Consider the following 24,771-nt stretch of genomic DNA (forward strand, 5'->3'; position numbering starts at 1 on the left):
CCTCAGCCGAGGGCGGCGGCCAACTCCGCCACCACGTCCTCAATGGACCCGGCGGTCGAATAGCCCGCGGCCAGGGTGTGGCCTCCGCCGCCGAAACCAGTGGCGACCTTGGCCAGATCGTAGCTCTTGGCGCGCATCGACACCGACCAGTGCTGCGGCTCGATCTCCTTGAACACCGCGGCGACCTCGGCCTCGCGCGTGGTCCGCACGATGTCGACGATGCTCTCGATCTCTTCGGAGCGGTTGGTCATCCAGTCCTGGTGGTTGACCGCCACGTAGACCAGGCCGCCCCCGCCGGCCGCCTCCGGCTCCAGCTGCGCGGTGGCCAGCACCCGCGACAGCAGCGGCAGCCAGACGAACGGATGGGTGTCGAACAGCTCACGACTGATCGCGGCGTTGTCGACACCGAGTTCCACCAGCCGGGCCGCCAGGCGCAGCGCCCGCGGGGTGGCCCACCGGAAGGACCCGGTGTCGATGGTCAGCCCGGCGTACAGGCACGACGCCACGTCGCGGTCGATGGTCTTACCCCGGGCATCGAGCAGCTCGGCAACCAGCATGGTGGTCGAATCTGCTTTGGGATCAACGAAATTGACACTGCCGAACAAGGTGTTGGACTTGTGGTGGTCGATCACCAGCACCTCGCGGCCCGGCTCGACGAGCGCGGCCAGCGCCCCCAGCCGGTTGACGCTCGGGGCATCGACCGTCACCACCAGATCGGCGTCACGGCGCATCTCCCCCGGCCCGACCAGCAAGTGGCAGCCCGGCAGCATGCGCAGCGACTCCGGCAGGGTCGACGGGGTCGCGAAGCTCACCTCGACGTCGGTGCCGGCCCGGGACAGCACCAGCGCCAGCGCCAGACCGGCACCCACGCTGTCGGCGTCGGGGTGGACATGGCAGATCACACTGACCGACCGCGCCTCGGCAAGCGCCGCGGCCGCGCCGTGCGCGTCCACCCGCCTGCCGAGGCGGGTGATCTCAGTCGTCGAGTCGATCGCGGTCACCGGCGTCCTGGTCGTCGTGCCCGGTTATGGTTCCCTCTTCTCCTACCACACGGTAGGGCTGCGCGTCTCCCGCGGGAACCGCCCCGGCTCGGATCCGGGCCAGGTCCGCGTCGGCCGCGCGGGCGCGAGCCAACAGCTCCTCCATCTTCTGCGCGGTGTCGGGCACCTTGTCCAGAACGAACGACAGGGTCGGGGTGAACCGCACACCGGTGCCCGCGCCGACCTTGCTGCGCAGCGTGCCTTTGGCGCGTTCGAGCGCCGCGGCCGCACCCGCATAGTCCGGCTCTGCATCGAGGGTGGCGCCGCGCACCGTGTAGTAGACGGTGGCGTCGTGAAGGTCACCGGTGACCTTGGTGTCGGTGACCGTCACGAACGCCAGCGGCGGATCCTTGATTTCGAACTCGATCGCCGAGGCGACGATGGTGGCGATGCGTTTGGAGAGTCGCTTCGCCCGTCCGGGGTCGGCCACTTAGCTCGGCCCTCCGGTCTTCTTCACTTCGTTCATCAGACGCGCGCTTTCTCGACCAGCTCGTAGGTCTCGATGATGTCGCCCTCCTTGATGTCGGAGTACGTCAGCGTCAGACCGCACTCGTAACCCTCACGCACCTCGGTGGCATCGTCCTTCTCACGCTTCAGCGACGAGATAGTGAGATTCTCGGCAACCACGACGTTGTCACGCAGCAGCCGCGCCTTGGCGTTACGGCGCATGATGCCCGACTGCACGAGGCAACCCGCGATATTGCCCACCTTGGAGGAGCGGAAAATCGCCCGGATCTCGGCCCGGCCCAGTTCCTTCTCCTCGTAGATCGGCTTGAGCATGCCCTTGAGGGCCTTCTCGATATCGTCGATCGCCTGGTAGATCACCGAGTAGTACCTGATCTCCACGCCTTCGCGGTTGGCCAGCTCGGTGGCCTTGCCCTCGGCGCGGACGTTGAAGCCGATGATGACCGCGTCCGAAGCCGAGGCCAGGTTGACGTTGGTCTCGGTGATTCCGCCGACACCGCGGTCGATGACCCGCAGTTCCACCTCGTCGTCGACCTGGATCCCGAGCAGCGCCTCCTCCAGGGCTTCCACCGTGCCGGCGTTGTCGCCCTTGAGGATGAGATTGAGCTGGCTGGTCTCCTTCAGCGCAGACTCCAGGTCCTCGAGGCTGATCCGCTTGCGGGCCCGGGCGGCCATGGCGTTGCGCTTGCGCGCGCTGCGCCGGTCGGCGATCTGGCGGGCGATGCGATCCTCGTCGACGACGAGGAAGTTGTCGCCGGCACCGGGCACCGAGGTGAAGCCGATCACCTGCACCGGACGCGACGGCAACGCCTCCTCGATGTCCTCGCCGTGCTCGTCGACCATGCGGCGCACCCGGCCGTAGGCGTCGCCGGCCACCACCGAGTCGCCGACCCGCAGCGTGCCGCGCTGAATCAGCACGGTGGCCACCGGGCCGCGGCCGCGGTCCAGGTGCGCCTCGATGGCCACACCCTGGGCTTCCATGTCGGGGTTGGCCCGCAGGTCCAGCGCCGCGTCGGCGGTCAGCAGCACCGCTTCTTCCAGCGCCTCGATGTTGGTGCCGTTCTTCGCCGAGATGTCGACGAACATGGTGTCGCCGCCGAAGTCCTCGGCAACCAGGCCGTATTCGGTCAGCTGCGACCGGATCTTCTGCGGATCGGCGCCTTCCTTGTCGATCTTGTTGACCGCAACCACGATCGGCACATCGGCGGCCTGCGCGTGGTTGATGGCCTCCACCGTCTGCGGCATGACGCCGTCGTCGGCGGCCACCACCAGGACGGCGATGTCGGTGGCCTTCGCACCGCGGGCACGCATGGCGGTGAACGCCTCGTGACCGGGGGTGTCGATGAAGGTGATCAGACGCTCGACGCCGTCGTGCTCCACCGCCACCTGGTAGGCACCGATGTGCTGGGTGATGCCACCGGCCTCGCCCTCGCGGACGCTGGTCTGACGGATGGTGTCGAGCAGTCGGGTCTTGCCGTGGTCGACGTGACCCATGACGGTGACCACCGGCGGACGGATCTCGAGGTCCTCCTCGTCGCCCTCGTCTTCGCCGTAGGTCAGGTCGAAGGACTCCAGCAGCTCGCGGTCCTCGTCCTCGGGCGAGACGACCTGAACGTTGTAGTTCATCTCGCTGCCGAGCAGCTCGAGGGTCTCGTCACCCACCGACTGGGTGGCGGTGACCATCTCGCCGAGGTTGAACAGCGCCTGCACCAGCGCGGCCGGGTTGGCGTCGATCTTCTCGGCGAAGTCGCTCAGCGACGCGCCGCGGGCCAGCCGGATGGTCTCGCCGTTGCCGTGTGGCAACCGCACGCCACCGACCACCGGGGCCTGCATGTTCTCGTATTCGGCGCGTTTGGCCCGCTTCGACTTGCGACCGCGGCGCGGAGCGCCCCCGGGGCGGCCGAAGGCACCGGCCGCGCCACCGCGCTGACCGGGACGGCCACCGCCACCGCCACCGCCGCCGGGACGGCCGCGGAAGCCGCCACCTGCGGGTGCGCCGGCACCGGCACCGGCACCGCCACCGGGACCGCCGGTGCGGTAGTTACCGCCCCCACCACCGCCGGGACGGCCACCCTGGCCGGGCCCGGGACGCGGGCCGCCGCCGGGACGCGGAGCGCCCGGACGGGCCGGACGCGCGACGCCGCCGCCGGGACGCGGCGGCATGTTGCCGGGTGTTGCGCCACCGGGACGGGGTGCGCCGGGACGCGGCGCACCGCCGGGCCCGGGACGCGGACCTTGCGGACGCGGGATCGAACGCTCGACAGGCTGTGCGCTGGAGAACGGGTTGTTGCCGACGCGCGGCGGGCGCGGCACACCGGGCTTGGGTGCGGCCGGGCCGGGCCGGGGACCGGGAGTCGGTCCGGGCTGAGCGGGCGCCGGAGCCGGAGCGGCCGTGGCCGCGGGAGCAGCCGGGGCGGGTGCTGCCGGGGCGGGCGCGGCCGTCGGGGGGTGCCGCCGGAGCAGGCGCCGCGGGCTTGGGTGCGGGCGCCTGGGGCGGCACGGTTGCGACGGAGCCGGCGCCGACAGACGCCTTGGCGGGTGCGCCGTTGCCCGCGGCCTTGGCCGGGGCGGGGCTTGGCCGGGGCGGGCTTCTCGGCGGCGCGCGCCTTGCCGCCGCCGAACGACTCACGCAGACGACGCGCGACGGGTGCTTCCACCGTCGATGATGCTGATTTGACGAATTCGCCCTGTTCGTTCAGGCGGGCGAGAACTTCCTTACTGGTGACACCGAGTTCCTTGGCCAACTCGTGTACGCGGGCCTTACCTGCCACTACATCTCCTACTCAAGAGGCGACAGCGGTGGTAGGCCGCGCCTCGGGTTTAGCTACGACGCATGGTCATCGTCGGAACTTCACGGTGTGCTCATGTTCTTCGCTACCTGTCCTTCATGGGCCGGGGCAGACGAGAGGTACTCGACCACCGCGGTTGGGTCCGGTGAACCGGTGACGCGCAACGCTCGAGTGAAAGCTCGCCGCCGAATCGCTGCCTGGAGGCACCGATCGTCGGGGTGCAACCACGCACCCCGACGAGGGAGGTTACCTGCTGGGTCAACGGTCACGGCCCATTCACCGTTCCCGTTCGACACAGCCACCACTCGGAGCAGATCGACGGCCAACTCTCGCTTCCGGCACCCTATGCACGTCCGCACCGGTCCTTCGGTGCGTCGATGCCGGTTATCGGGAGCCGGAGTCTCACGCTGGATCACGGCATAGTCTACCGTCACCGCAGCACTGCTCAGAACCACCTCTCGGTGCGGGCTACTGCCCCTGCCCCGCGCCGCGTGCCGCGCCGGGATGTGCCCCGTCCTCGGGTGCGGCGGCGTCGCTGCGGATGTCGATGCGCCAGCCGGTCAGCCGCGCAGCCAGCCGGGCGTTCTGGCCCTCCTTGCCGATGGCCAGCGACAGTTGGAAGTCGGGCACCACGACGCGGGCCGCGCGGGCCGCGGCGTCGATGACGCTCACCGAGATCACCTTGGCGGGCGAGAGCGCGTTGGCGACGAACCGGGCCGGGTCCTCGTCGAAGTCGATGATGTCGATCTTCTCGCCGGACAGCTCGCTCATCACGTTGCGCACCCGCTGCCCCATGGGCCCGATGCAGGCGCCTTTGGCGTTGAGTCCGGAGACCCGCGAACGCACGGCGATCTTGGATCGGTGCCCGGCCTCGCGGGCCACCGCGACGATCTCCACCGAACCGTCGGCGATCTCGGGGACCTCCAGGGAGAACAGCTTGCGGACCAGGTTGGGGTGGGTGCGCGACAAGGTGATCACCGGCTCGCGAGCGCCGCGGCTGACCCCGACGACATAGCAGCGCAGCCGGTCACCGTGCTCGTAGCGTTCGCCGGGCACCTGCTCGGCGGCCGGGATGACGCCTTCGGCGCCCTTGGTCTCGCTGCCCATCCGCACGATGACCAGACCGCGGGCGTTGGCGCGGACGTCGCGCTGGATCACGCCGGCGACGATGTCGCCCTCGCGGGCGGAGAACTCCCCGTAGCTGCGCTCGTTCTCGGCGTCGCGGAAGCGCTGCAGCATCACCTGACGCGCGGTGGTGGCCGCGACCCGGCCGAACCCCTCGGGGGTGTCGTCCCACTCACTGAGGACGTTCCCGTCATCGTCGGTCTCCCGGGCGATCACCTGCACGGCGCCGCTCTTGCGGTCGATCTCGATGCGCGCGTCGGGCTGATGCCCGTCGGTGTGCCGGTAGGCGGTCAGCAGCGCGGACTTGATGGTGTCCAGCAGTTCGTCGACCGAGATTCCGCGGTCGATCTCGATGGCGTGCAGTGCGCCCATGTCGATGTTCATGCTCCGGCCTCCGTTCGGCCGGCCCCGGCCAGCTCCAGCTCCCGCGGGTTCGGCGGCGAAAACTCCACCTGGACAACGGCTTTGCGAATGTCTGTCAGCGGAAGTCGACGCACCGACCAGTCGCCGCGGCTCCGCACCACCAGATCGGCGACGCCGTCGGTCACCGCACCGAGCCGGCCCTTCACCGCGCTGCCATCGACGAGCTCGACGTCGACCAGACGGCCGTGGGCCCGGCGGAAATGCTTCTCTTCGGTCAACGGCCGGTCCACACCCGGCGAGCTGACCTCCAGGACGTAGGGCTCGGTGGTGTCCAGGGCGTCCAGAACGGCCGAGGCCGCCCGGGACAGTTCGGCCACGGTGTCGAGATCCAGCGGGGTGTCGCCGTCGGCGATCACGGTGATGCGCGGCGGCCGGATCCTGGAGTCGATCGTCACGTGGTCGATTTCGTATCCGGCGCGCGCGAACTCGCCATCGAGTAGCTCGATCACCTGCTCGGGGGTCGGTAGTCCGATTGACCGGCCAGTCACGGCGAGCTCCTCATCTTGAGTTGTCCTGATCAGGCATCAACGATACGCCAGCGCGCCGCGCCGCAATGGCAGGATGTTTGGCGTGCTGAGCCAGGATCACGGCCCCGCTGCGACCCTCGGCCGCAGACGGGTTCTTCTCGACGGCGCTCGCGGGCTGCTTTTGCTGGCGCTGCTCGAGGGCGCTGTCACCTCGTGCGGGTCCGGTGAGCCCGCCGGACCCGATCCGCTCGAGCGGCAGCTGGAGCTGGCTCGCCACGACAGCGAACTGGCCGCCGCGGCGGCCAGGGCCGCCCCGCCGGCGCTGGCTCGCGCGCTGACCGAGGTGGCCGCCGAACGCGGCCGTCACGCCACCGCGCTGATCGAGGAGATCGCCCGCGCGGCGCGCAAGCCGACCCCGACGGCGAGCGACACCACATCGCCGACCACCACGTCGGCTGCCGCCGCGCCACCACCGAACATCGACGACGTCGTCGCCACCCTGCGCAGCTCGGCGCAGAGCGCCGCCACACTGGCCCCGACCCTGTCGGGGTATCGCGCCGGCCTGCTCGGCTCCATCGCCGCGTCCTGCACCGCGCTGCACTCGGTGGCGCTGCCGGCGACGGGACGCCCGCAGTGACCTCGCCGACGCCGACCCCGTCCACCACGCCGGATCCGGATCGCCCGTCGCAGGCCGACAAGGCGGCCCTGTTCGACGCCGTGACCACCGAGCACGCAGCGATCTACGGATACGGCATCGTCTCGGCGCACAGCTCACCCGACGAGAACGAGCTGGTGTCCCAGGCGCTGGCACAGCACCGCGAGCGCCGTGAGGCGGCCATCAAGATGCTGACCGGCCACTCGGCCAAAGCGCCGCTGCCGGCCGTCGGCTACCGGTTGCCGTTCCCGGTCGCGAATGCCGTCGACGCCGCGAAGCTGGCGGTCCGCATGGAAAACGACTGCGCGGTGGCGTGGCGCGCGGCGCTCGAACAGGCGAGCTCGCAGCCGGACCGCGAATTCGGTGTCAGCGCGCTGACCGAGTCAGCGGTGCTGGCCGCGCGCTGGAATCAGGTGCTCGGCCGGTGGCCCGTGACGGTGGCTTTCCCCGGCGGCAGCGAATAGCTCACCTCGCGCGCGAGGTCACCTTTCCCCGCGAGCAGACGGAAAGGTCCCCGACACGCCGACGTTTTCGGCCCGTTTGCGTCTGCTCGCGCTGGAAAATCAGGGCTGCGGCTCGGTGACCGCCGAGGCGATCTCGGCCACCGCCGTGGCGGCGGCCACCTCGCGGCTGTCGTGGCTGAACCGGTTGCGCAGTTCGACGATGCCCTCGGCCCATCCGCGCCCGACCACCACGATCCACGGCACGCCGAGTAGTTCGGCGTCCTTGAACTTCACTCCCGGCGAGGCGGTGCGGTCGTCGAGCAGCACCTCCAGCCCGAGGCGATCGAGATCGGCGGCCAGCTCCTCGGCGCCGGTGCGGGCCTCGGGGTCCTTGTTGGCGATCACCACGTGCACATCGAACGGCGACACCGACGACGGCCAGCGCAGCCCGAGCCCGTCGTGGTGCTGTTCGGCGATCACTGCGACCAGCCGGGACACGCCCACGCCGTAGGAGCCCATGGTCAGCCGCACCGGCTTGCCGTCCTCACCGAGGACGTCGGCGGAGAACGCGTCGGTGTACTTGCGGCCCAGCTGGAAGATGTGGCCGATCTCGATGCCGCGCGCCGACACCAGCGGGCCCGCGCCGTCGGGTGACGGGTCGCCGTCGCGCACCTCGGCGGCCTCGATGGTCCCGTCGGCGACGAAGTCACGTCCGGCCACCAGCCCGACCACATGCTTGCCGGTCTCGTCGGCGCCGGTGATCCACGACGTGCCGTCCACCACCCGCGGGTCGATGAGAAAGCGAACCCCGTTGGCCAGCAATCCTTTTGGTCCGATGTAGCCCTTCTTCAGGAACGGGTACTTCGCGAAGTCGGCGTCGTCGAGCATCGCGTAATCGGCCGGCTCGAGCGCCGCCCCCAACCGCTTGTCGTCGACTTCGCGGTCACCGGGCAGGCCGATCGCCAGCAGCTCCCACTCACCGCCCGGCTGGCGGACCTTCAGCAGCACGTTCTTCAACGTGTCGGCCGCGGTGATCTCGCGACCCAGTCCGGCGGAGTTCGCCCAGTCGACCAGGGTGGCGATCGTCGGGGTGTCGCCGGTGTCGTGCACGGTCGGCTCCGGCAGCCCGTCGAACGGCCGCGCATCAGGCACCTCGGTGGTCACCGCCTCGACGTTGGCCGCGTAGCCCGACTGCAGGCAGCGCACGAAAGTGTCCTCCCCGACCTCACTTTCGGCCAGGAACTCCTCCGACGCGCTGCCGCCCATGGCGCCGGATACCGCCGAGACGATCACGTAGCGGATCGCCATCCGGTCGAACATCCGCTGATAGGCCTCACGGTGTGCGTGGTAGGCGTTCTTCAGCCCGGCCTCGTCGATGTCGAAGGAATAGGAGTCCTTCATCACGAACTCCCGCCCGCGCAGGATGCCGGCCCGGGGCCGGGCCTCATCGCGGTACTTGGTCTGGATTTGGAACAGCAGCAGCGGAAAGTCCTTGTAGGAGGAGTACTCCCCCTTCACCGTCAGGGTGAAGAACTCCTCGTGCGTCGGGCCGAGCATGTAGTCGTTGTCGCGGCGGTCCTTGAGCCGGAACACCCCGTCGCCGTACTCGGTCCAACGGTTGGTGGTCTCGTACGGCGCCTTGGGCAGCAGCGCCGGGAACAGGATCTCCTGACCGCCGATGGCGAGCATCTCTTCGCGGACGATCTTCTCGATCTTGTGCAGTACCCGCAGACCCAGTGGCAGCCAGCTGTACAGGCCCGGAGCGATCGGGCGGACGTAGCCCGCCCGGATCAGCAGTTTGTGGCTGGGCACTTCGGCGTCGGCCGGGTCGTCGCGCAACGTGCGCAAGAACAGCGCGGACATGCGGGTGATCACAGTGGGCCAGCCTAGCGATGAGCGCTTGCGCGAAGAGCAATCGGCCTCAGCCAGTTGCGGCGGCGGTCCGGCTGCCCCGGTGCAGGGCGGCCGAGCACAGCGGCGATCTAGGGTAGGTAGGTGGCTGCTGAATCAACGTCCACCGGTTCTGCCTTGGCGGGCCAAACCTTCTCCGGACGCATGCCGGCCCGCGCGGGCGACATGGCGGTCGAGACCCACGGCATCGCCCCGGTCCCAGCGGCCAACCGGTACGGGAGCCCACGGCGGCTGTTCACGGTGTGGTTCGCGCCGCAGGTGAATATGACCGTCGTGTTCACCGGCACGCTGGCGGTGGTGCTGGGTCTGGGTTTCTGGCTGGGCATGCTGGCGATGGTGATCGGGACAGTAGTCGGCTGCCTGGCGGTCGGCTACCTGTCCACCTGGGGCCCGCGTACCGGAACGGCTCAACTCCCCAACGCGCGCATGGCTTTTGGCGGCACCGTGGCCGTGGTGGCGGTGATCCAGTGGCTGTCGTCGATCGCGTGGGACGGTCTGGTCGGGCTGTTCGGTGGCGAGGCGCTGGCCGGGCTGCTCGGCATACCGTTCTGGCTGGCCGTCGTCATCGTGCTGGCGGCGCAGGGTGTGGTCGGGGTGTTCGGGTACGAGGTGATCCACCGGATGCAGGCGGTGATGACGGTGGTGCTGCTCATCACGTTCGCGGTGTTCGCCTGGAAGTTCATCGAAGGGCACGAGGTCATCTCGCTGCCCACCCTGTCCGGCGCCGACCTCGTGGGCGCCTTCGTCCTCGAGGTGACGATCGCGCTGAGCCTCGCCATCTCGTGGGCCAGCTACGCCTCGGACTACAGCCGCTACCTGCCGGTCCACACCTCGCGGACAGCGGTGTTCGGCTACACGTTCGCCGGGTTGGCGGTCGCCTATGTCGCCGTCCAGGCCATCGGCGTGGCTGCGGCGGGGGTGCTGACCGACCAGACCGCGGCCGGCGTGCGCGCGATCATGGGCGGCGGGGTGCTGGGGGCGCTGGCACTGATCGTGATCGCGCTGGGGTCGGTGGCCTCCAATGCAATGAACGACTACAGCGGCTCGCTGGCCCTGCAGACAGTGGGGGTTCGGGTGCGCAGGCCGGTGTCGGCGGCTGTGGTGGTGGTGATCGCGTTCGCCCTCATCATGTGGCTGCATTCCGGTGACCTGGCCGCGCGCTTCCAGGGGGTGCTGCTGTTCGTCAGCTACTGGATTCCGGCGTTCGTCGCGATCGTGGCCATCGACTGGCGCTATCGCAGCGCGGGCCGCGACGTGGTGAACCCCGCCGAAGAGGTCACCCCGCGCGGCGACGCGGTGGTGGCGTTGGTGACGTTCCTGGTGGCGTTCGCCGCGGCGGTTCCGTTCATGCACACCAATCTGATCGTCGGGCCGGTGGCCACCGCGCTGCACGGCGCCGACCTGGCCTACTTCGTCAATTTCCTGGTGGCGGCGGCTCTTTACGGCGGTTATCGGCTGGTGGGCCGCCGCACAGCCCAACTTTGGCGCGCTCAGGTTCGCTGAGCGGCGGTAAACGCGCCGAACTCGCAGGGAGCTAGAGCTCTCCGGCGTCGATCGCGTCCTTGACTTCCTGCGCGTGCGCCACCTGCTCGGAGGTGTAGCCGATGAACAGCGCCACGGCACCCACGAGCACCGCGACCGCGGCCACCCACAGCAGGCCGTAGGTGTAGCCCTGGTCCAGCGCGTGCAGCTGCGCGGGATTCATCTTCTTCACCGGCCCCGTGGTGCCGCCGAGGTAGAGCGTGCGCGAGGTGATCACGGCCTGGATGATGGCCAGCACCACCGGACCGCCCAGGTTCTGCAGCATCAGCGCGATCGCCGACACCGGGCCGATCTGGTCGAAACCGACGCCGGCGATCGCCGAGACGGTCAGCGGCACAACGATCATGCCGATGCCGAAGCCGCCGACCGTGATCGGGATGACGAGGTTGGGGAAGTACGGGATGCCGCCGTTGAGCGTGGAGCCGTAGAGCATGGCGCCCAGCACCAGCACACCACCTGCGATCACCAGCAGGCGCGGCGGCAACATCGACACCAGCTGTGATGACAAGCCCAGGCCCATGCCCAGCGCGATCACGAACGGGATGAAGCCGATGCCGGCGCGCAGTGCGCTGTAGCCCATGATGTCCTGCACGTACAGGCCGATGAGCACCGTCAGCGTGAACATCACGCCGCCGGCCAGGAACACCGCGGCGAAGGTCGCCAGCCGGTTGCGGTCCTTGAACAACGCGAAGGGCACCACCGGATTGACCGCCCGGCGCTCGACGAACACGAACGCCACGAAGGCCAGCGCGGCGATCGCACCCGAGGTGAGAGTCACCATCGAACGCCAGCCGTTCTCGGGGGCCTGGGCGAAGCCGAACACCGCGGCGGTACAGCCCACGGTGGCCAGCAGTGCGCCCGCCGCGTCGAGTTTCATCCGCTCACGCTGGGTCTCGCGCAGCGTGGTGCGGGCCAGGTAGATCATCAGCAGGCCGATCGGCACGTTCACCAGGAACGCAAGCCGCCAGGACACCTCGACCAGCGCGCCACCGACCACCAGGCCCATCACCGAGCCGACACCGGTCATCGCCGCGAAGATCGCGGTCGCGGCATTTCGGGCCGGGCCCTTGGGGAACGTGGTGGCGATCAGGGCCAGGCCGGTCGGCGAGGCGATCGCCGCGCCGACACCCTGCAACAGCCGGGCGATCACCAATGTGGTCTCGTCCCAGGCGATACCGCACAGCACCGAGGCGATGGTGAACAGGGCCACGCCGACGATGAACGTACGTTTGCGCCCGATGGTGTCGCCCATCCGGCCGCCCAGCAGCATCAGACCACCGAAGGTCAGCACGTAGGCGGTGATGACCCAGCTCCGGCCGGCATCCGACAGGCTCAGCTCATCCTGGATCTTGGGCAGCGCCACGATCGCCACGGTGCTGTCCATCGTCGCCAGCAGCTGCATACCGCCGATGGCGATGACCGCAGCGATGAAGCGCCGCGACGGCAGCCACGACGGATAGAACTTGCTCTTCCGGTGGGCTGCCGGCTCGAGGCGCATCGGAAGGGCGCGCTCTGAACTGCTGTCGGCGTCGCGACGCATCGCCCGCTCCGCATCGTTGAGAGCCGTCATAGTCGGCCACCCTACAGTCATTTTAAGAGAACCTTAAGCCGCGAATGCCGCCACCGGACCAATCACGATGATCGCCGGAGGTCGAATAGCATCGGTGCGAATTCTTCCCGGCGCGTCAACAAGAGTCGTGTGCACGATCCGTTCGGCGGCCGTCGTACCGTGCTGCACCACGAGCACCGGTGTTTCCGCAGGTCTGCCGCCTTTCATCAACGCGTCGACGAACAATTCGATGCGTTCGACGGCCATCAACAGAACTAACGTTCCCGATAATTGGGCCAGCGCATTCCAATTCACTAACGATTCGGGATGATCGGGCGCCAAATGGCCGCTGACCACCACGAACTCGTGACTCACCCCGCGGTGGGTAACCGGAACTCCGGCCATAGCGGGCACGCTTATGGCGCTGGTCACACCCGGCACGACTGTGACGGGAATCCCAGCCTCCGCGCAGGCGAGGACTTCCTCATAACCGCGGGCGAACACGAACGGATCGCCGCCTTTGAGACGAACCACGAACTGCCCGGAACGGGCTCGCTGCACCAGGACGTCGTTGATCGCGTCCTGGGCCATCGCCCGTCCGTAGGGGATCTTGGCGGCGTCGATCACCTCGACGTGCGGACCCAGCTCGGCCAGCAGTTCGGGAGGCGCCAGCCGGTCGGCGACGACGACGTCGGCCCGGGCCAGCAAACGACGGCCGCGCACGGTGATCAGCTCCGGGTCGCCGGGGCCGCCGCCGACCAGCGCGACCCCGCCGCGCATGACGTCGGAAGTGTCGGGGCTGATCGCCCCCTGCTGGAAGGCCTCCCTGATCGCGGAGCGGATCGCCGCCGAGCGGCGGTGCTCACCGCCGGCCAGCACGCCGACCAGCAGCCCGTCGTGGCCGAAGGAGGCCGGCGTGACGGCGGTGCCCTCGCGGGCTGAGTCGGTGCGCACGCAGAAGATGCGCCGACGCTCCGCCTCCTCGACGATCGCGGCGTTGACGGCGGGATCGTCGGTGGCCGCGATCGCGTACCAGGCGCCGTCGAGGTCGCCGTCGCGGTAGTCGCGCAGTTGCAGGGTGATGCCCGGGTCCTGTTCGGACAGGGCTTCCACGGCGGGGGTCGCCGCGCGGGTGATCACATGAACGTCGGCTCCGGTGCCGATGAGCGTCGGCACCCGCCGCTGGGCCACCGTCCCGCCGCCGACCACGACGACCTTCTTGCCGGCCAGCCGAAGGCCGACGAGGTAGGCGTTCTCGGTCACCCGGCGAGTTTAGTAAGCGCGGCCGCATGACTGACAAACCGAGCGACCGAGCGCGGTTGGGCGGCGGCGTGGGTGTGCAGATACGACGCGTGCACGCCGCCACGAATCGCGCCGTCGTACACCGGTTCGGAGCCGGGCCCGCGGAACACCCAGGCCCGCTCGCGGTCACCACTGAATTCGACTGTGGTGCGGTGAAATTCATGGCCCACGACCCGCTCCCCCGCACGATGCAGCGACGAGTCGGCGACGGCCACCGCGTCGCGATAGCCCAGGGTCAGCCGCGGCGTGAAGCTGGCCGTACCGGGCAGCACCCCGCACATCGGGTGGCCGTCGAGCTCGTCCATCAGGTAGGCCAGTCCGCCGCACTCGGCCTGCACCGGCCCGCGGTCGGCCAGCGCCTGGATCTGTGCGCGCAGTTCGGTGTTGGCCGACAGCTCGGTCAGGTAGTGCTCGGGAAATCCGCCGGGCAGCACCAGGGCGGCGCTCTGCGCGGGCAGGCCCTCGCGCAGCGGGTCGAACTCCACGACCTGCGCGCCGGCGGCGCGCAGCACTTCGGCGTGCTCGGTGTAGCCGAAGCTGAACGCGCGGCCGGCGGCCATCGCCACCACCGGGTCTCCCGGGACCCGGTCGCCGACGGCCTGCTCCGGCGCCCACGGCGCGACGTCGACCCGCGACCCGGCCAGCGCCACCACGGCGGCCAGATCGACATGGCGGGCGATCATGGCGGTCATCGCCGCGACCGCCGAGTGGGCCCGCTCGCCATGCTCGACGGCGGTCACCAGACCGAGGTGGCGAGCGGGCACCGACAGTTCGTCGTGGCGCGGTATCGCCCCGAGCACCGGCACCCCGGCACCGTCGCAGGCCTGGCGCAGCACCAGCTCGTGGCGCGGCGAACCGACCCGATTGAGGATCACGCCCGCGATGCGCACCCCGCGGTGGAATGTCGAAAATCCTTGTAGCACAGCGCCGATGCTCTGGCTCTGGCCGCGGGCGTCGACCACCAGGATGACCGGGGCGCCCAGCAGCTCGGCCACCTGGGCGGTGGACCCACGGGCCGGCGTGATCGCCCGCTCGTCGATTCGGCCGTCGAAAAGGCCCATCACACCTTCGATCACAGCGATGTCGGCGTCATCGGAGCCGTGCCGGTACAGCGGTCCGATCAAGTCCTCGCCGACCAGCACCGGATCCAGGTTGCGGCCCGGCCTGCCGGCCGCCAGGCCGTGATAGCCGGGGTCGATGAAGTCCGGTCCCACCTTGAACGGCGCCACCCGGTGGGCGGCCTCTCGCAGCGCGCCGATCAAACCTGTTGCGATGGTGGTCTTTCCGCTGCCCGAAGCCGGGGCACCGATCACCAGGGCCGGCGCGCTCACCATTCGATCCCGCGCTGACCCTTGCGACCGACATCCATCGGGTGCTTGACCTTGGTCATCTCGGTCACCAGGTCGGCGGCGTCGACAAGCTGTTGCGGTGCGTCACGCCCGGTGATGACGACGTGCTGGCCGCCCGGCCGGGAACACAGCACCTCGACGACCTCGTCGACGGCAACCCACCCCCATTTCAGCGGGAAGGTGAACTCGTCGAGGACGTAGAAGTCGTGGCGTTGTTCACTCAGGCGGCAGGCGATTTCGGCCCACCCCTCGGCGGCCGCGGCGGCGTGGTCGTCGTCGGATCCCGTCTTGCGCGACCACGACCAGCCGGATCCCATCTTGTGCCACTCGATCGGACCGCCGACACCTGTCTCGTCGTGCAGTGCGCCTAATGCGGCGAACGCCGTCTCCTCGCCGACCTTCCACTTCGCGCTCTTGACGAACTGAAAGACGGCCACGCTCATCCCGGCGTTCCACGCCCGCAACGCCATTCCGAACGCGGCGGTGGACTTGCCCTTGCCCGGGCCGGTGTGCACGGCGAGCACCGGGGTGTTGCGCCGGGCGCGTGTGGTCAGACCGTCGTCGGGCACGACGAGCGGGCGGCCCTGCGGCATCGGCGATCCCCTCTCCGGCTCAGTCGGCGTCAGGCGACACGGCGCACAGCCTGCGCCAAATAGTCTGCGCGCAGCTGCTCCAGCCGCATCACCGGGGCCTGCAGCTGCACGGCCAGCTCACCGGCCAGGCCCAGCCGGACGTAGGACGTCTCGCAGTCCACCACCACCGCGGCCGCGCCTTCGGCCACCAGGAGCTGCGCCGCGCAACGGCTGCGCCCCAACGGATCCGGACCGCCGGTGGCACGCCCGTCGGTGAGCACCACCACCAGCGGGCGGCGGGTGCGGTCGCGTACCCGCTCGCGGACGACGATGTCGCGGGCGGCCAGCAGGCCCCTCGCCAGCGGTGTGGTGCCGCCGGTGTCGAAGCGGGTCAGCCGCCGTGAGGCGATGTGGGCCGAGGTCGTCGGGGGCAGCAGGACCCGGGCGTCGTCCCCGCGGAAGGTGACCACCGCCACCTTGTCGCGGCGCTGGTAGGCGTCGCGCAGCAGTGACAGCGCCGCACCCGTGACGGCCGACATGCGGTCGCGGGCGGCCATCGAGCCGGAGGCGTCGACGACGAAGATCACCAGGTTGCCCTCGCGGCCGACGCGCACGGCTGTGCGGATGTCGTCGGGGTGCGGGCGCAGCCTGCCGTTGCCGGCCGCGGCGAGCAGGGTGGCGAACAAATGCAGGCCGTGTCCGGTCTCGACGTCGTCGGTGGCGGTGATGACGGCGCCGCTGCGGTTGCGGGCCCGCGACCGGCGCCCCGGGGTGCCCTCCCCGACACCGGGCACGATCAACGCCTGGGTCCGGAAGGTCTCCGCGGGCGGCGCGGACGGGCGCGTGGTCGACGACGAATTCTGTTGTGGCGCAGCATGTCCGGAGTCGCCATCGGCCGACTGGCCGCCGTCCGGCGGGTCGGGGTCGGGTTCGGGCTCGGGGCCGCTGTCGGCGGTGGCGGCCAGTGCCTCGTCGAGCTGAGCCGGGTCGATGCCGGGGTCGTCGAACGGATCGCGCCGCCGCCGGTGCGGCAGCGCAAGCTCGGCGGCGACTCGGATGTCCTCTTCGGCAACGGTCTCGGCCCCGCGCCACGCGGCATGGGCGACCGCGGTGCGGGCCACCACCAAGTCCGCCCGCATCCCGTCGACGTCGAACGCCGCACACAGCGCGGCGATCCGGTGCAGTTCGGCGTCGGGCAGTGTCACCTCGGCCACCCGTGCCCGGGCGGCGGCGATGCGCGCCGCGAGGTCGCGGTCCTGTTCGGCGTAGCGGGCGGCGAACTTGACCGGGTCGGCCTCGTAGGCCAACCGCGCTCGGATCACCTCGGTGCGCACGCTCACCTCTCGGGAGGCGTGTACGTCGACAGTCAGCCCGAACCGGTCGAGCAGCTGCGGACGCAGTTCGCCCTCTTCGGGATTCATGGTGCCGATCAACACGAACCGGGCCTCGTGGGAGTGCGAGACGCCGTCGCGCTCGATGTGCACCCGGCCCATCGCGGCCGCGTCGAGCATGATGTCGACGAGGTGATCGTGCAACAGGTTGACCTCGTCGACGTAGAGCACGCCGCCGTGGGCGCGGGCCAACAGGCCCGGGGAGAACGCGTGCTCGCCGTCGCGCAGCACCTTCTGCAGGTCCAGTGAGCCGACCACCCGGTCCTCGGTGGCACCGATCGGCAGCTCCACCAGCCGCGAGCCGGTGTCGACGTCGGCCAGTACTGCGGCCAGCGCGCGCACCGCCGTCGACTTCGCGGTGCCCTTCTCGCCGCGGATCAGCACGCCGCCGATCTCGGGGCGAACCGCGCACAGCACCAGCGCCAGCCGCAGCCGGTCGTGACCGACGATCGCGCTGAACGGATAGGCGGGAGCGCTCACGGCGCGCTGTTCTTGAGCATCGGCACGTGCGGAATCCCGTCCTCGACGAACTCGTCGCCGTCGACGACGAAGCCGCGCCGAGCGTACATGTCGGCGAGGTAGGTCTGGGCGTTGATCCGGCAGGGATGGTCGCCGACGTCGGCCAGCGCGGCCTGCATCAACCGCGTGGCGTGGCCCTGGCTGCGGGCGGCACGACGGGTGCAGACCCGCCCGATGCGGAAGGCCTTCTGCCCGCCGGCGTGCTCCTCCATGAGCCGCAGCGTGGAGATCACCGCGCCGTCGGGCTGCTCGAGCCAGAAGTGCCGGGTTTCGGCCAGCAGGTCACGGCCGTCGAGTTCCGGGTAGGGGCAGGCCTGTTCGACCACGAACACCTCGACCCGCAACTTGAGCAGCTCGTAGAGCGCGGCGGCGTCGAGGTCCTTGGCCCAGGAGCGGCGCAGCGCGACCGTCACACCACCCCTGCCGGCTCCGGATCACCGATGGCCGGGGCGGAGTCCGAGCCGACAGCCTCGCCGTCCCGACCCGCGTCGGTACCGCTTTCCAGGCCCAGCACCTTGGTGCCGTACGCCCAGACCTCGTGGAAGAGATCGGGGTTCTCGGAGAGCTTGACGCCCAGCGACGGCACCATCTCCTTGAGCCTGGGCTCCCAGCCGCGGTAGCGGTCGGAGAAGCACCGCTCCAGCACCTCGATCATCGCCGGGACCGCGGTCGAGGCGCCCGGGGACGCGCCGAGCAGGCCGGCGATGGAGCCGTCGGCGGCGGCCAGCACAGTGGTGCCGAACTCGAGCACGCCGAGCTTCTTCGGATCGCGGCGGATCACCTGCACCCGCTGGCCGGCGATATCCAGCTCCCAATCGGAATCCTTTGCACTGGGGGCGAATTCGCGCAGGGTGTCCACCCGGTCGGCTTCGCTGAGCGCCAGCTGGCCGACGAGGTACTTCACCAGGCCGAGCTCGGTGAGACCCACACCGATCATCGACGCGAGGTTGTTGGGCCTGACCGACAGCGGCAGGTCGGTGACCTTGCCCTCCTTGAGGAACTTCGGCGACCAGCCCGCGAACGGGCCGAACAGCAGCCACGAGCGGCCGTTGATCACGCGGGCGTCCAGGTGTGGCACCGACATCGGCGGCGCGCCCAGCGGCGGCAGGCCGTAGACCTTGGCCTGGTGCGCGGCCGCCAGCGCCGCGTCGCCGGTCCGCAGCCACTGACCGCTGACCGGGAACCCGCCGAAGCCCTTGGCCTCGTCGATGCCGGCCTTCTGCAGCAGCGGCAGCGCGCCACCGCCGGCGCCGACGAACACGAACTTGGCCGACAGCTTGCGCTTGAGACTCGTGCGGCGGTTGACCACCTTGACCGTCCAGCTGCCGTCGGACTCCTTGTGCAGGTCGCGCACGTCGTGGCCGAACAGCGTGGTCATCCCGCGCTCGGTGCCGTAGCCGAGCAGCTGGCGGGTCAGCGACCCGAAGTCGACGTCAGTACCGTCCTGCGTCCAGTTCAGGGCGACCGGCTCGGAGAAGTCCCGGCCCGTGGCCATCAGCGGCAGCCGGCGGGAGAACTCGTCGGCGCCGTCGATGAACTCCATCGTCGCGAACAGCGGATTGCGCACCAGGGTGTCGCGTCGGCGGCGCAGATAGTCGATGTGCTGGGCACCGTGGACGAAGCTGACGTGCGGAACCGGGTTCAGGAAACTGCGGACGTCGGGCAGGATGGCGTTCCGGTGGGCGTAGGCCCAGAACTGGCGAGTGACCTGGAACTGCTCGTTGACGTGGACGGCCTTGGCGATCTCGACGCTGCCGTCGGGGTTCTGCGGGGTGTAGTTGAGCTCACAGAGCGCGGAGTGCCCGGTGCCGGCGTTGTTCCAGGGGTCGCTACTCTCGGCGGCGGCGGCGTCGAGGCGTTCCACGAGAGTGATAGACCAATCGGGTTCAAGCAGCCGCAGCAGGGCGCCCAGTGTGGCGCTCATGATTCCCGCCCCAACCAGCACGACATCGGTCTTGGTGATATCTGACACCGGTCCGTCGTCCTTTTCTTGTGACAGCTGTACTAGATGTCAGGTTATCCCTAGCCACCCGGATCTATACGGTCGAGTCACCAGCACCACACCCCGGTCGTGCCCACTGCGCGCGCGACTAATGTGAGCCTTGTGACGGCAGCGCGGGCCGAGTGGGCTGATGACGTCCTTCCCGGTTACCAGCAGACCAGCCTGGCGCTTGGGCCAGACCCCGACGGCGAGGGTGACCTGTTCGCCACCCTGGTGCGCCGCGGCGACTCGGCACCCACCGCGCACACCGTGCTCGCGGTGCACGGCTTCACCGACTATTTCTTCAACACCGAGCTCGCCGACCAGTTCGCCGGCCATGGGTTCCGCTTCTACGCCCTGGATCAACACAAGTGCGGCCGGTCCTGGCGCGACGGCCAGACCCCGCATTTCACCACCGACCTGGCCCGCTACGACCGGGAGCTGGAACGTGCGACGGCGATCATCACCGCCGAGAACCCCGGCACCCGAGTGCTGGTGTACGGGCATTCGGCGGGCGGGCTGATCGTGTCGCTGTGGCTGGACCGGGTACGCCGGCGCAAAGCAACGGCGGCGCTGTCGCTGGCGGGGCTGGTGCTCAACAGCCCGTGGCTGGACCTGCACGGGCCGGCGATCCTGCGGACCCGGCTGACGTCGACCGCCATCGGGGCGCTGTCGCGGGTGGGCAAGACCACGGTGGTGCGCGGCACCGGCAAGGGCGGCTACGGGTTGACCCTGCACCGCGAGTACCACGGCGAGTTCGAGTACAACCTGCAGTGGAAGCCGTTGGGCGGATTCCCGGTGACGTTCGGCTGGATTCACGCCATCCGGCGAGGTCAGGCCACCCTGCACCGCGGGTTGGACGTAGGAATGCCCAACCTGATCCTGCGCTCGGATCACAGCGTGCGCGAGACCGCCGACCCCGCCACCATGCAACGCGGGGACGCCGTCCTCGACGTCACGCAGATCGCCCGTTGGGCCGGCTGCATCGGCAACCACTCGACCGTGGTGCCGATCCCCGACGCCAAGCACGACGTGTTCCTGTCGCTGGCCGAACCTCGGGCGGCGGCCTACCGCGAGCTGGGCCGCTGGCTCGACTTCTATCTCGCGCACCTCGACACGGCCACCGCGGGCCGAGAATAAGGGGACCTGGTGGAGCGCTTTGATCTGGCGATCATCGGAACCGGTTCGGGCAACAGCATTCTCGACGAACGTTATGCCGACAAGAAGGTCGCGATCTGCGAGCAGGGTGTGTTCGGCGGAACCTGCCTGAACGTCGGCTGCATCCCGACCAAGATGTTCGTCTACGCCGCCGAGGTCGCCCGGACCGTGCGCGAGGCCGCGCGCTACGGCGTGGACGCCCACATCGACGGGGTGCGCTGGAGCGACATCGTGTCGCGGGTGTTCGGCCGCATCGACCCGCTGGCGATGGGCGGTGAGCACTACCGGCGCTCCTCCCCCAATGTCACGGTGTACGACAGCCACACGACCTTCGCCGGGCGCGCCGAGAACGGTTACCGGCTGCGTACCGAGAAGGGTGAGGAGTTCACCGCCGAGCAGGTGGTCATCGCCGCCGGCGCGCGCGCGCTGGTTCCCGATGCGATCGCCGGATGCGGCGTCGAGTACCACACCAGCGACACCGTCATGCGCATCGCGGAGCTGCCCGAACACCTGGTGATCATCGGCGGCGGGTTCGTCGCCGCCGAGTTCGCGCACGTCTTCTCCGCACTGGGGTCGCGCGTCACGCTGGTGGTCCGCGGCAGCGCACTGCTGTCGCACTGCGACGACACGATTTGCGAACGGTTCACCGACATCGCCGGCAAGAAGTGGGAGATCCGCAGCCACCGCAACGTGATCGGCGCGCGTCACGAGGGCGCGCAGACCGTCGTCGAACTCGACGACGGCTCGACGGTGCAGGCCGACGCGGTGCTGGTGGCCACCGGGCGGATCCCCAACGGCGACCTGCTCAACCTCGAGTCGGTGGGCGTCGAACCGCGGGACGGCCGCGTGGTGGTCGACGACTACCAGAGGACCACGGCGCGAGGCGTTTTCGCGCTCGGCGACGTGTGCTCGCCGTACCAGCTCAAGCACGTCGCCAACCACGAGGCCCGGGTGGTCAAGCACAACCTGCTGCAGGACTGGGACGACACCGATGCGCTGATGCGGTCGGATCACCGTTTCGTGCCGTCGGCGGTGTTCACCGACCCACAGATCGCCTGTGTGGGGCTGAGCGAAAACGAGGCCCGCGCAGCCGGTTACGACATTCGGGTGAAGCTCCAGGACTTCGGTGACGTGGCGTACGGCTGGGCGATGGAGGACACCACCGGGTTCGCCAAGGTGATCGTGGAGGCTGACACCGGGACGATCCTGGGGGCGCACATCATGGGACACCAGGCGTCGTCGTTGATCCAGCCGCTGATCCAGGCGATGAGTTTCGGGCTGGCCGGCCAGGACGTGGCCCGCGGCCAGTACTGGATTCACCCGGCGCTGCCCGAGGTGATCGAGAACGCGCTGCTGGCGTTGTGCGACGAGCCGCCGTGGCCGCCCGCCAGGCGGCACTAGCGATCCTTGGTCGCTAGCTAGAGGGGCCCAGGCGGCTCTCGGCGCGGATGTAAGGTCAGCGCGCCGGGACGGCGAAACCCCAGGGCAGTTCCAGCCGGTGGGCGGCCAGCAGCTCGCTATCGGAAAGCACCGCGGTCACGGTGTCGTCGGCCACGACGACACCGTGGTCCAGGACGATGGCCCGGTCGCACAACTGCGCGGCATAGGGCAGGTCGTGGGTGACGATGACCATCGTGGCGGGCAGCGCGGCCAGCGTCTCGGCCAGTTCGCGGCGCGCGACCGGGTCGAGGTTGGCCGACGGCTCGTCGAGCACCAGAATCTCGGGTTCACACGCCAGGACGGTGGCCAGCGCGGCACGTCTGCGCTGACCACCGGAAAGATGCGCCGGGCTACGGTCGGCGTGCTCGGTCATCGACACGATTTTCAGCGCAGCGCTGACGCGGGCGGCCAGTTGGTCGCCGGTGATACCGAAGTTCGCCGGACCAAAGGCCACGTCCTGGGCGACGGTCGGCATGAACAACTGGTCGTCGGGGTCCTGGAACACCAGCCCGACCCGGCGGCGGATGTCGCGAAGTGTCTTTCGAGCCAACGGTATTCCACTGATCTCGACAGTGCCCGACGTGGCCGCGAGCACACCGTTGAGGTGCAGCATCAGGGTGGTCTTGCCCGCCCCGTTGGGTCCGAGGATGGCGACCCGCTCACCGGGGGCGATGCTCAGGTCGACCCCATCGAGGGCGACCCGGCCGTCGGGATAGCGGTGGTGCAGGTTCTCGACACAGATCGCCGGCGTGCTCACCGAAGTACCCACGCCGAACCAGCCACCAGGACCGCCGCCGCCCCGGGCGTCAGCGCGGTGACCCACTGCGCCGCCGTCGCCCGTGGTCCGGCACCGACGATCGCCAACTCCGGAACCGTGCCGTCGAAGCCGCGAGACGTCATCGCCAAGTACACCCGTTCACCCCGTTCGTACGAGCGGAGAAACAGCGCGCCAACGCCTTTCGCGATCGCGCCGGCCTGATGCAGTGCGCGCGGCGAGTCGCCGCGGGAGATCCTCGCCATCCGCATTCGGCTGACCTCGGCCGACAGCAGGTCGATGTAACGGATCATCAGCACGAGCATAGAGGTGACCAGACCGGGAATTCCCAGCCTGCTCAACGCCAGTGGCAACTCCCGCGCCGAGGTTGTCGCGGCTACGGTCAGCGAGCCGGCAACACCCAGCGTGCCCTTGACGACGATGCCCCAGGCCGCCCACAGCCCGGTCAGCGACAGGTGCAGGCCCGCGAACTCGACCCGCTGGCCGCCCTCAGCGAACGGCAGCAGGACAGCGAGCACGATGAATGGCGCCTCGATCAGCATCCGCGGCAGTATCCACCGCAACGGGATTCGGGCCACCCGCCAGACCACTAGGACGATCCCGGCGTAGGCGGCGAACGGCCAAACCATCTCCCGCGGCGTGGCCACCACCGCGAGAACGAACACGACAAGCGCGACAATCTTCACTTCCGCGGGCGCGCGGTGCACCACCGAATCCCCGACGCGGTATAAAGCATGCGCGTGGCCCGCACCCACGTGCTCAGCTTCCCGGACGGCGGCTGCGGGCGAGCAGCCAGAACACGCCGCCCGCCAGAGCAAGCACGACGACAGCACCGATGATTCCGGCCAGTCCGACACTTCCGGGATGTCCGGACACGGAGTATTCCGCGAGTGGCGACATCGACATGGCGTGCTCCGTCGCGTGCTGGGCTATGCAGTTCCCGGTCAGTTGTTCACCGTGGGCGGTCTGGACGACGTGGCATCCCTGCAAGGTCGCCGAATCCAGTCCGTCTGGACTGGATTCGGCGAAGTAGGACACCACTCCGGAGACGAGGAGAGTGGCGGCGGCGAAGCCGGCCCAGAACCGCCAGTGCCGCCTCAGCGCGCTGGTCACGCCGCGACCGCCGTCTCGGTGCGGCTCCGGCGCAGCAGGTAGACGAGGTCTGGCCGCGACCGGACCACTGCCATCACCGTCACCGCGGTGATCAGACCCTCTCCGATACCGATGAGCACGTGGGTGCCGAGCAGGTAGGCCGCCACGGTACTCAGCGATGTCGGCGCAGCCCCACCGATCGCATACTCGATGACGAATCCCATTGACGCGCAAACAGTTCCAACCAATGCGGAGACAAACCCGACCACCCCCAGCGCGGGAACGGACCGGTCGAGGTGTCGTCGTCGAACCAACGCGTACAAGGCCACGGCCGTTGCGTAGCCCGCCGTCACCCCGATCAGCGCCATGTTGGTGATGTTCATCCCGAGCGCGGTCACCCCGCCGTCGGCGAACAACAGCGCCTGCACAACCAGGACGATCGCGATGCACAGCACGCCGGTGTAGGGGCCGACCAGGATCGCGGCCAACGCGCCGCCGAGTAGATGTCCACTCACACCGGGAAGGATCGGGAAGTTGATCATCTGCACCGCGAAGATGAAGGCAGCGACAAGCCCCGCCAACGGAACCGTGCGTTCGTCGAGTTCCGTCCGCGCCTTCCAGGCGCAGATTGCCACCGCAGCGATCGCAAGGGCGCCGAACACCACCGAGGTGGGGGCGTTGACCAGTCCGTCACTCACGTGCATGGCCGTGATCTGGACGCTCAAGCGGGGCCTCCTCGCAGTGCGGGATCTCGTTCCAACCCCTGGATGGAGCCTAGTATTG

At 69.5% G+C, this 24,771-nt stretch carries 22 protein-coding genes and 1 pseudogene; 5 read left to right on the forward strand and 18 right to left on the reverse strand.

Features of this window, described 5'->3' with window-relative positions; genetic code table 11:
* Positions 1-2: 2 nt before the first annotated feature.
* From K9U37_RS16330 to rimP, 6 genes and pseudogenes are all read right to left on the reverse strand, one after another.
* A complete protein-coding gene (locus tag K9U37_RS16330) occupies positions 3-1,001 on the reverse strand; it encodes a DHH family phosphoesterase (protein ID WP_243072574.1) in 999 nt (332 codons plus the stop codon).
* Positions 976-1,470, reverse strand: coding sequence for a 30S ribosome-binding factor RbfA (gene rbfA, locus K9U37_RS16335; protein WP_243072575.1), 495 nt, complete (start codon positions 1,468-1,470; stop codon positions 976-978). Before rbfA ends, K9U37_RS16330 begins: the two co-directional genes overlap by 26 nt.
* A gap of 35 nt (positions 1,471-1,505) precedes the next feature.
* Positions 1,506-4,276 (reverse strand): annotated as a pseudogene (gene infB / locus K9U37_RS16340) (translation initiation factor IF-2).
* A gap of 80 nt (positions 4,277-4,356) precedes the next feature.
* A complete protein-coding gene (locus K9U37_RS16345) occupies positions 4,357-4,749 on the reverse strand; it encodes a YlxR family protein (protein WP_308197399.1) in 393 nt (130 codons plus the stop codon).
* A 13-nt stretch (positions 4,750-4,762) separates the two neighbouring features.
* On the reverse strand, positions 4,763-5,803 hold the full coding sequence (gene nusA / locus K9U37_RS16350; protein WP_243072576.1) for a transcription termination factor NusA: 1,041 nt from the start codon (positions 5,801-5,803) through the stop codon (positions 4,763-4,765).
* Positions 5,800-6,330, reverse strand: coding sequence for a ribosome maturation factor RimP (rimP, locus tag K9U37_RS16355; RefSeq protein ID WP_243072577.1), 531 nt, complete (start codon positions 6,328-6,330; stop codon positions 5,800-5,802). Before rimP ends, nusA begins: the two co-directional genes overlap by 4 nt.
* Before the next feature lie 73 nt (positions 6,331-6,403).
* Here rimP and K9U37_RS16360 point away from each other — a divergent pair, with 73 nt between their 5' ends.
* Together K9U37_RS16360 and K9U37_RS16365 are read left to right on the forward strand one after the other, a co-directional pair.
* Positions 6,404-6,946 (forward strand): hypothetical protein, encoded by a 543-nt coding sequence (locus tag K9U37_RS16360; RefSeq protein WP_372489529.1) that lies wholly within the window; start codon positions 6,404-6,406, stop codon positions 6,944-6,946.
* Positions 6,943-7,428, forward strand: coding sequence for a ferritin-like domain-containing protein (locus K9U37_RS16365; protein ID WP_243072578.1), 486 nt, complete (start codon positions 6,943-6,945; stop codon positions 7,426-7,428). Before K9U37_RS16360 ends, K9U37_RS16365 begins: the two co-directional genes overlap by 4 nt.
* 99 nt (positions 7,429-7,527) lie before the next feature.
* Here the strand turns inward: K9U37_RS16365 and K9U37_RS16370 are convergent, their stop codons facing one another.
* Complete coding sequence (locus K9U37_RS16370) at positions 7,528-9,282, reverse strand: proline--tRNA ligase (RefSeq protein ID WP_243072579.1); 1,755 nt, start codon at positions 9,280-9,282, stop codon at positions 7,528-7,530.
* Positions 9,283-9,462: 180 nt separating this feature from the next.
* Here K9U37_RS16370 and K9U37_RS16375 point away from each other — a divergent pair, with 180 nt between their 5' ends.
* A complete protein-coding gene (locus tag K9U37_RS16375) occupies positions 9,463-10,821 on the forward strand; it encodes a purine-cytosine permease family protein (RefSeq protein WP_243073423.1) in 1,359 nt (452 codons plus the stop codon).
* A 31-nt stretch (positions 10,822-10,852) separates the two neighbouring features.
* Here K9U37_RS16375 and K9U37_RS16380 read toward each other — a convergent pair whose 3' ends face one another.
* The 7 genes from K9U37_RS16380 to mqo are packed head-to-tail and all read right to left on the reverse strand — an operon-like array spanning position 10,853 to position 19,514.
* Positions 10,853-12,430, reverse strand: coding sequence for an MFS transporter (locus tag K9U37_RS16380; RefSeq protein ID WP_243072580.1), 1,578 nt, complete (start codon positions 12,428-12,430; stop codon positions 10,853-10,855).
* A gap of 33 nt (positions 12,431-12,463) precedes the next feature.
* Positions 12,464-13,672, reverse strand: coding sequence for a uroporphyrinogen-III C-methyltransferase (cobA, locus tag K9U37_RS16385; protein WP_243072581.1), 1,209 nt, complete (start codon positions 13,670-13,672; stop codon positions 12,464-12,466).
* Positions 13,669-15,045, reverse strand: a complete 1,377-nt coding sequence (locus K9U37_RS16390) for a cobyrinic acid a,c-diamide synthase CobB (protein WP_243072582.1) — start codon at positions 15,043-15,045, stop codon at positions 13,669-13,671. Before K9U37_RS16390 ends, cobA begins: the two co-directional genes overlap by 4 nt.
* Positions 15,039-15,653, reverse strand: coding sequence for a cob(I)yrinic acid a,c-diamide adenosyltransferase (cobO, locus tag K9U37_RS16395; protein WP_243072583.1), 615 nt, complete (start codon positions 15,651-15,653; stop codon positions 15,039-15,041). Before cobO ends, K9U37_RS16390 begins: the two co-directional genes overlap by 7 nt.
* A gap of 29 nt (positions 15,654-15,682) precedes the next feature.
* Complete coding sequence (locus K9U37_RS16400) at positions 15,683-17,503, reverse strand: VWA domain-containing protein (RefSeq protein WP_243072584.1); 1,821 nt, start codon at positions 17,501-17,503, stop codon at positions 15,683-15,685.
* The gene (locus K9U37_RS16405) at positions 17,500-17,955 is read right to left on the reverse strand and encodes a GNAT family N-acetyltransferase (protein ID WP_243072585.1); all 456 of its coding nucleotides are present in this window, start codon (positions 17,953-17,955) and stop codon (positions 17,500-17,502) included. Before K9U37_RS16405 ends, K9U37_RS16400 begins: the two co-directional genes overlap by 4 nt.
* Entirely contained in the window at positions 17,952-19,514 is a 1,563-nt protein-coding gene (mqo, locus tag K9U37_RS16410; RefSeq protein WP_243072586.1) for a malate dehydrogenase (quinone), read from the reverse strand. The genes K9U37_RS16405 and mqo overlap by 4 nt, the downstream gene beginning before the upstream one ends.
* A gap of 132 nt (positions 19,515-19,646) precedes the next feature.
* Between mqo and K9U37_RS16415 the strand changes: the two genes are divergently transcribed.
* Positions 19,647-20,663: an alpha/beta hydrolase gene (locus K9U37_RS16415; RefSeq protein ID WP_243072587.1), complete on the forward strand. Its 1,017-nt coding sequence runs from the start codon at positions 19,647-19,649 to the stop codon at positions 20,661-20,663.
* Between the two features lie 9 nt (positions 20,664-20,672).
* Positions 20,673-22,082 carry a mycothione reductase gene (mtr, locus tag K9U37_RS16420; RefSeq protein ID WP_243072588.1) on the forward strand — a complete coding sequence of 470 codons (1,410 nt, stop codon included), beginning with the start codon at positions 20,673-20,675 and terminating at the stop codon, positions 22,080-22,082.
* A gap of 55 nt (positions 22,083-22,137) precedes the next feature.
* Here the strand turns inward: mtr and K9U37_RS16425 are convergent, their stop codons facing one another.
* From K9U37_RS16425 to K9U37_RS16440, 4 genes are read right to left on the reverse strand one after another with little or no spacing between them, the layout of a single operon-like run.
* Positions 22,138-22,878: an energy-coupling factor ABC transporter ATP-binding protein gene (locus tag K9U37_RS16425; protein ID WP_243072589.1), complete on the reverse strand. Its 741-nt coding sequence runs from the start codon at positions 22,876-22,878 to the stop codon at positions 22,138-22,140.
* Positions 22,875-23,651, reverse strand: coding sequence for a cobalt ECF transporter T component CbiQ (gene cbiQ, locus K9U37_RS16430; RefSeq protein WP_243072590.1), 777 nt, complete (start codon positions 23,649-23,651; stop codon positions 22,875-22,877). The genes K9U37_RS16425 and cbiQ overlap by 4 nt, the downstream gene beginning before the upstream one ends.
* A 4-nt stretch (positions 23,652-23,655) precedes the next feature.
* A complete protein-coding gene (locus K9U37_RS16435) occupies positions 23,656-24,009 on the reverse strand; it encodes a PDGLE domain-containing protein (RefSeq protein ID WP_243072591.1) in 354 nt (117 codons plus the stop codon).
* Positions 24,006-24,692: an energy-coupling factor ABC transporter permease gene (locus K9U37_RS16440; protein WP_243073424.1), complete on the reverse strand. Its 687-nt coding sequence runs from the start codon at positions 24,690-24,692 to the stop codon at positions 24,006-24,008. The genes K9U37_RS16435 and K9U37_RS16440 overlap by 4 nt, the downstream gene beginning before the upstream one ends.
* Positions 24,693-24,771: the final 79 nt, after the last annotated feature.

The organism is Candidatus Mycolicibacterium alkanivorans (assembly GCF_022760805.1).
Classification (GTDB): Bacteria; Actinomycetota; Actinomycetes; order Mycobacteriales; family Mycobacteriaceae; genus Mycobacterium; species Mycobacterium alkanivorans.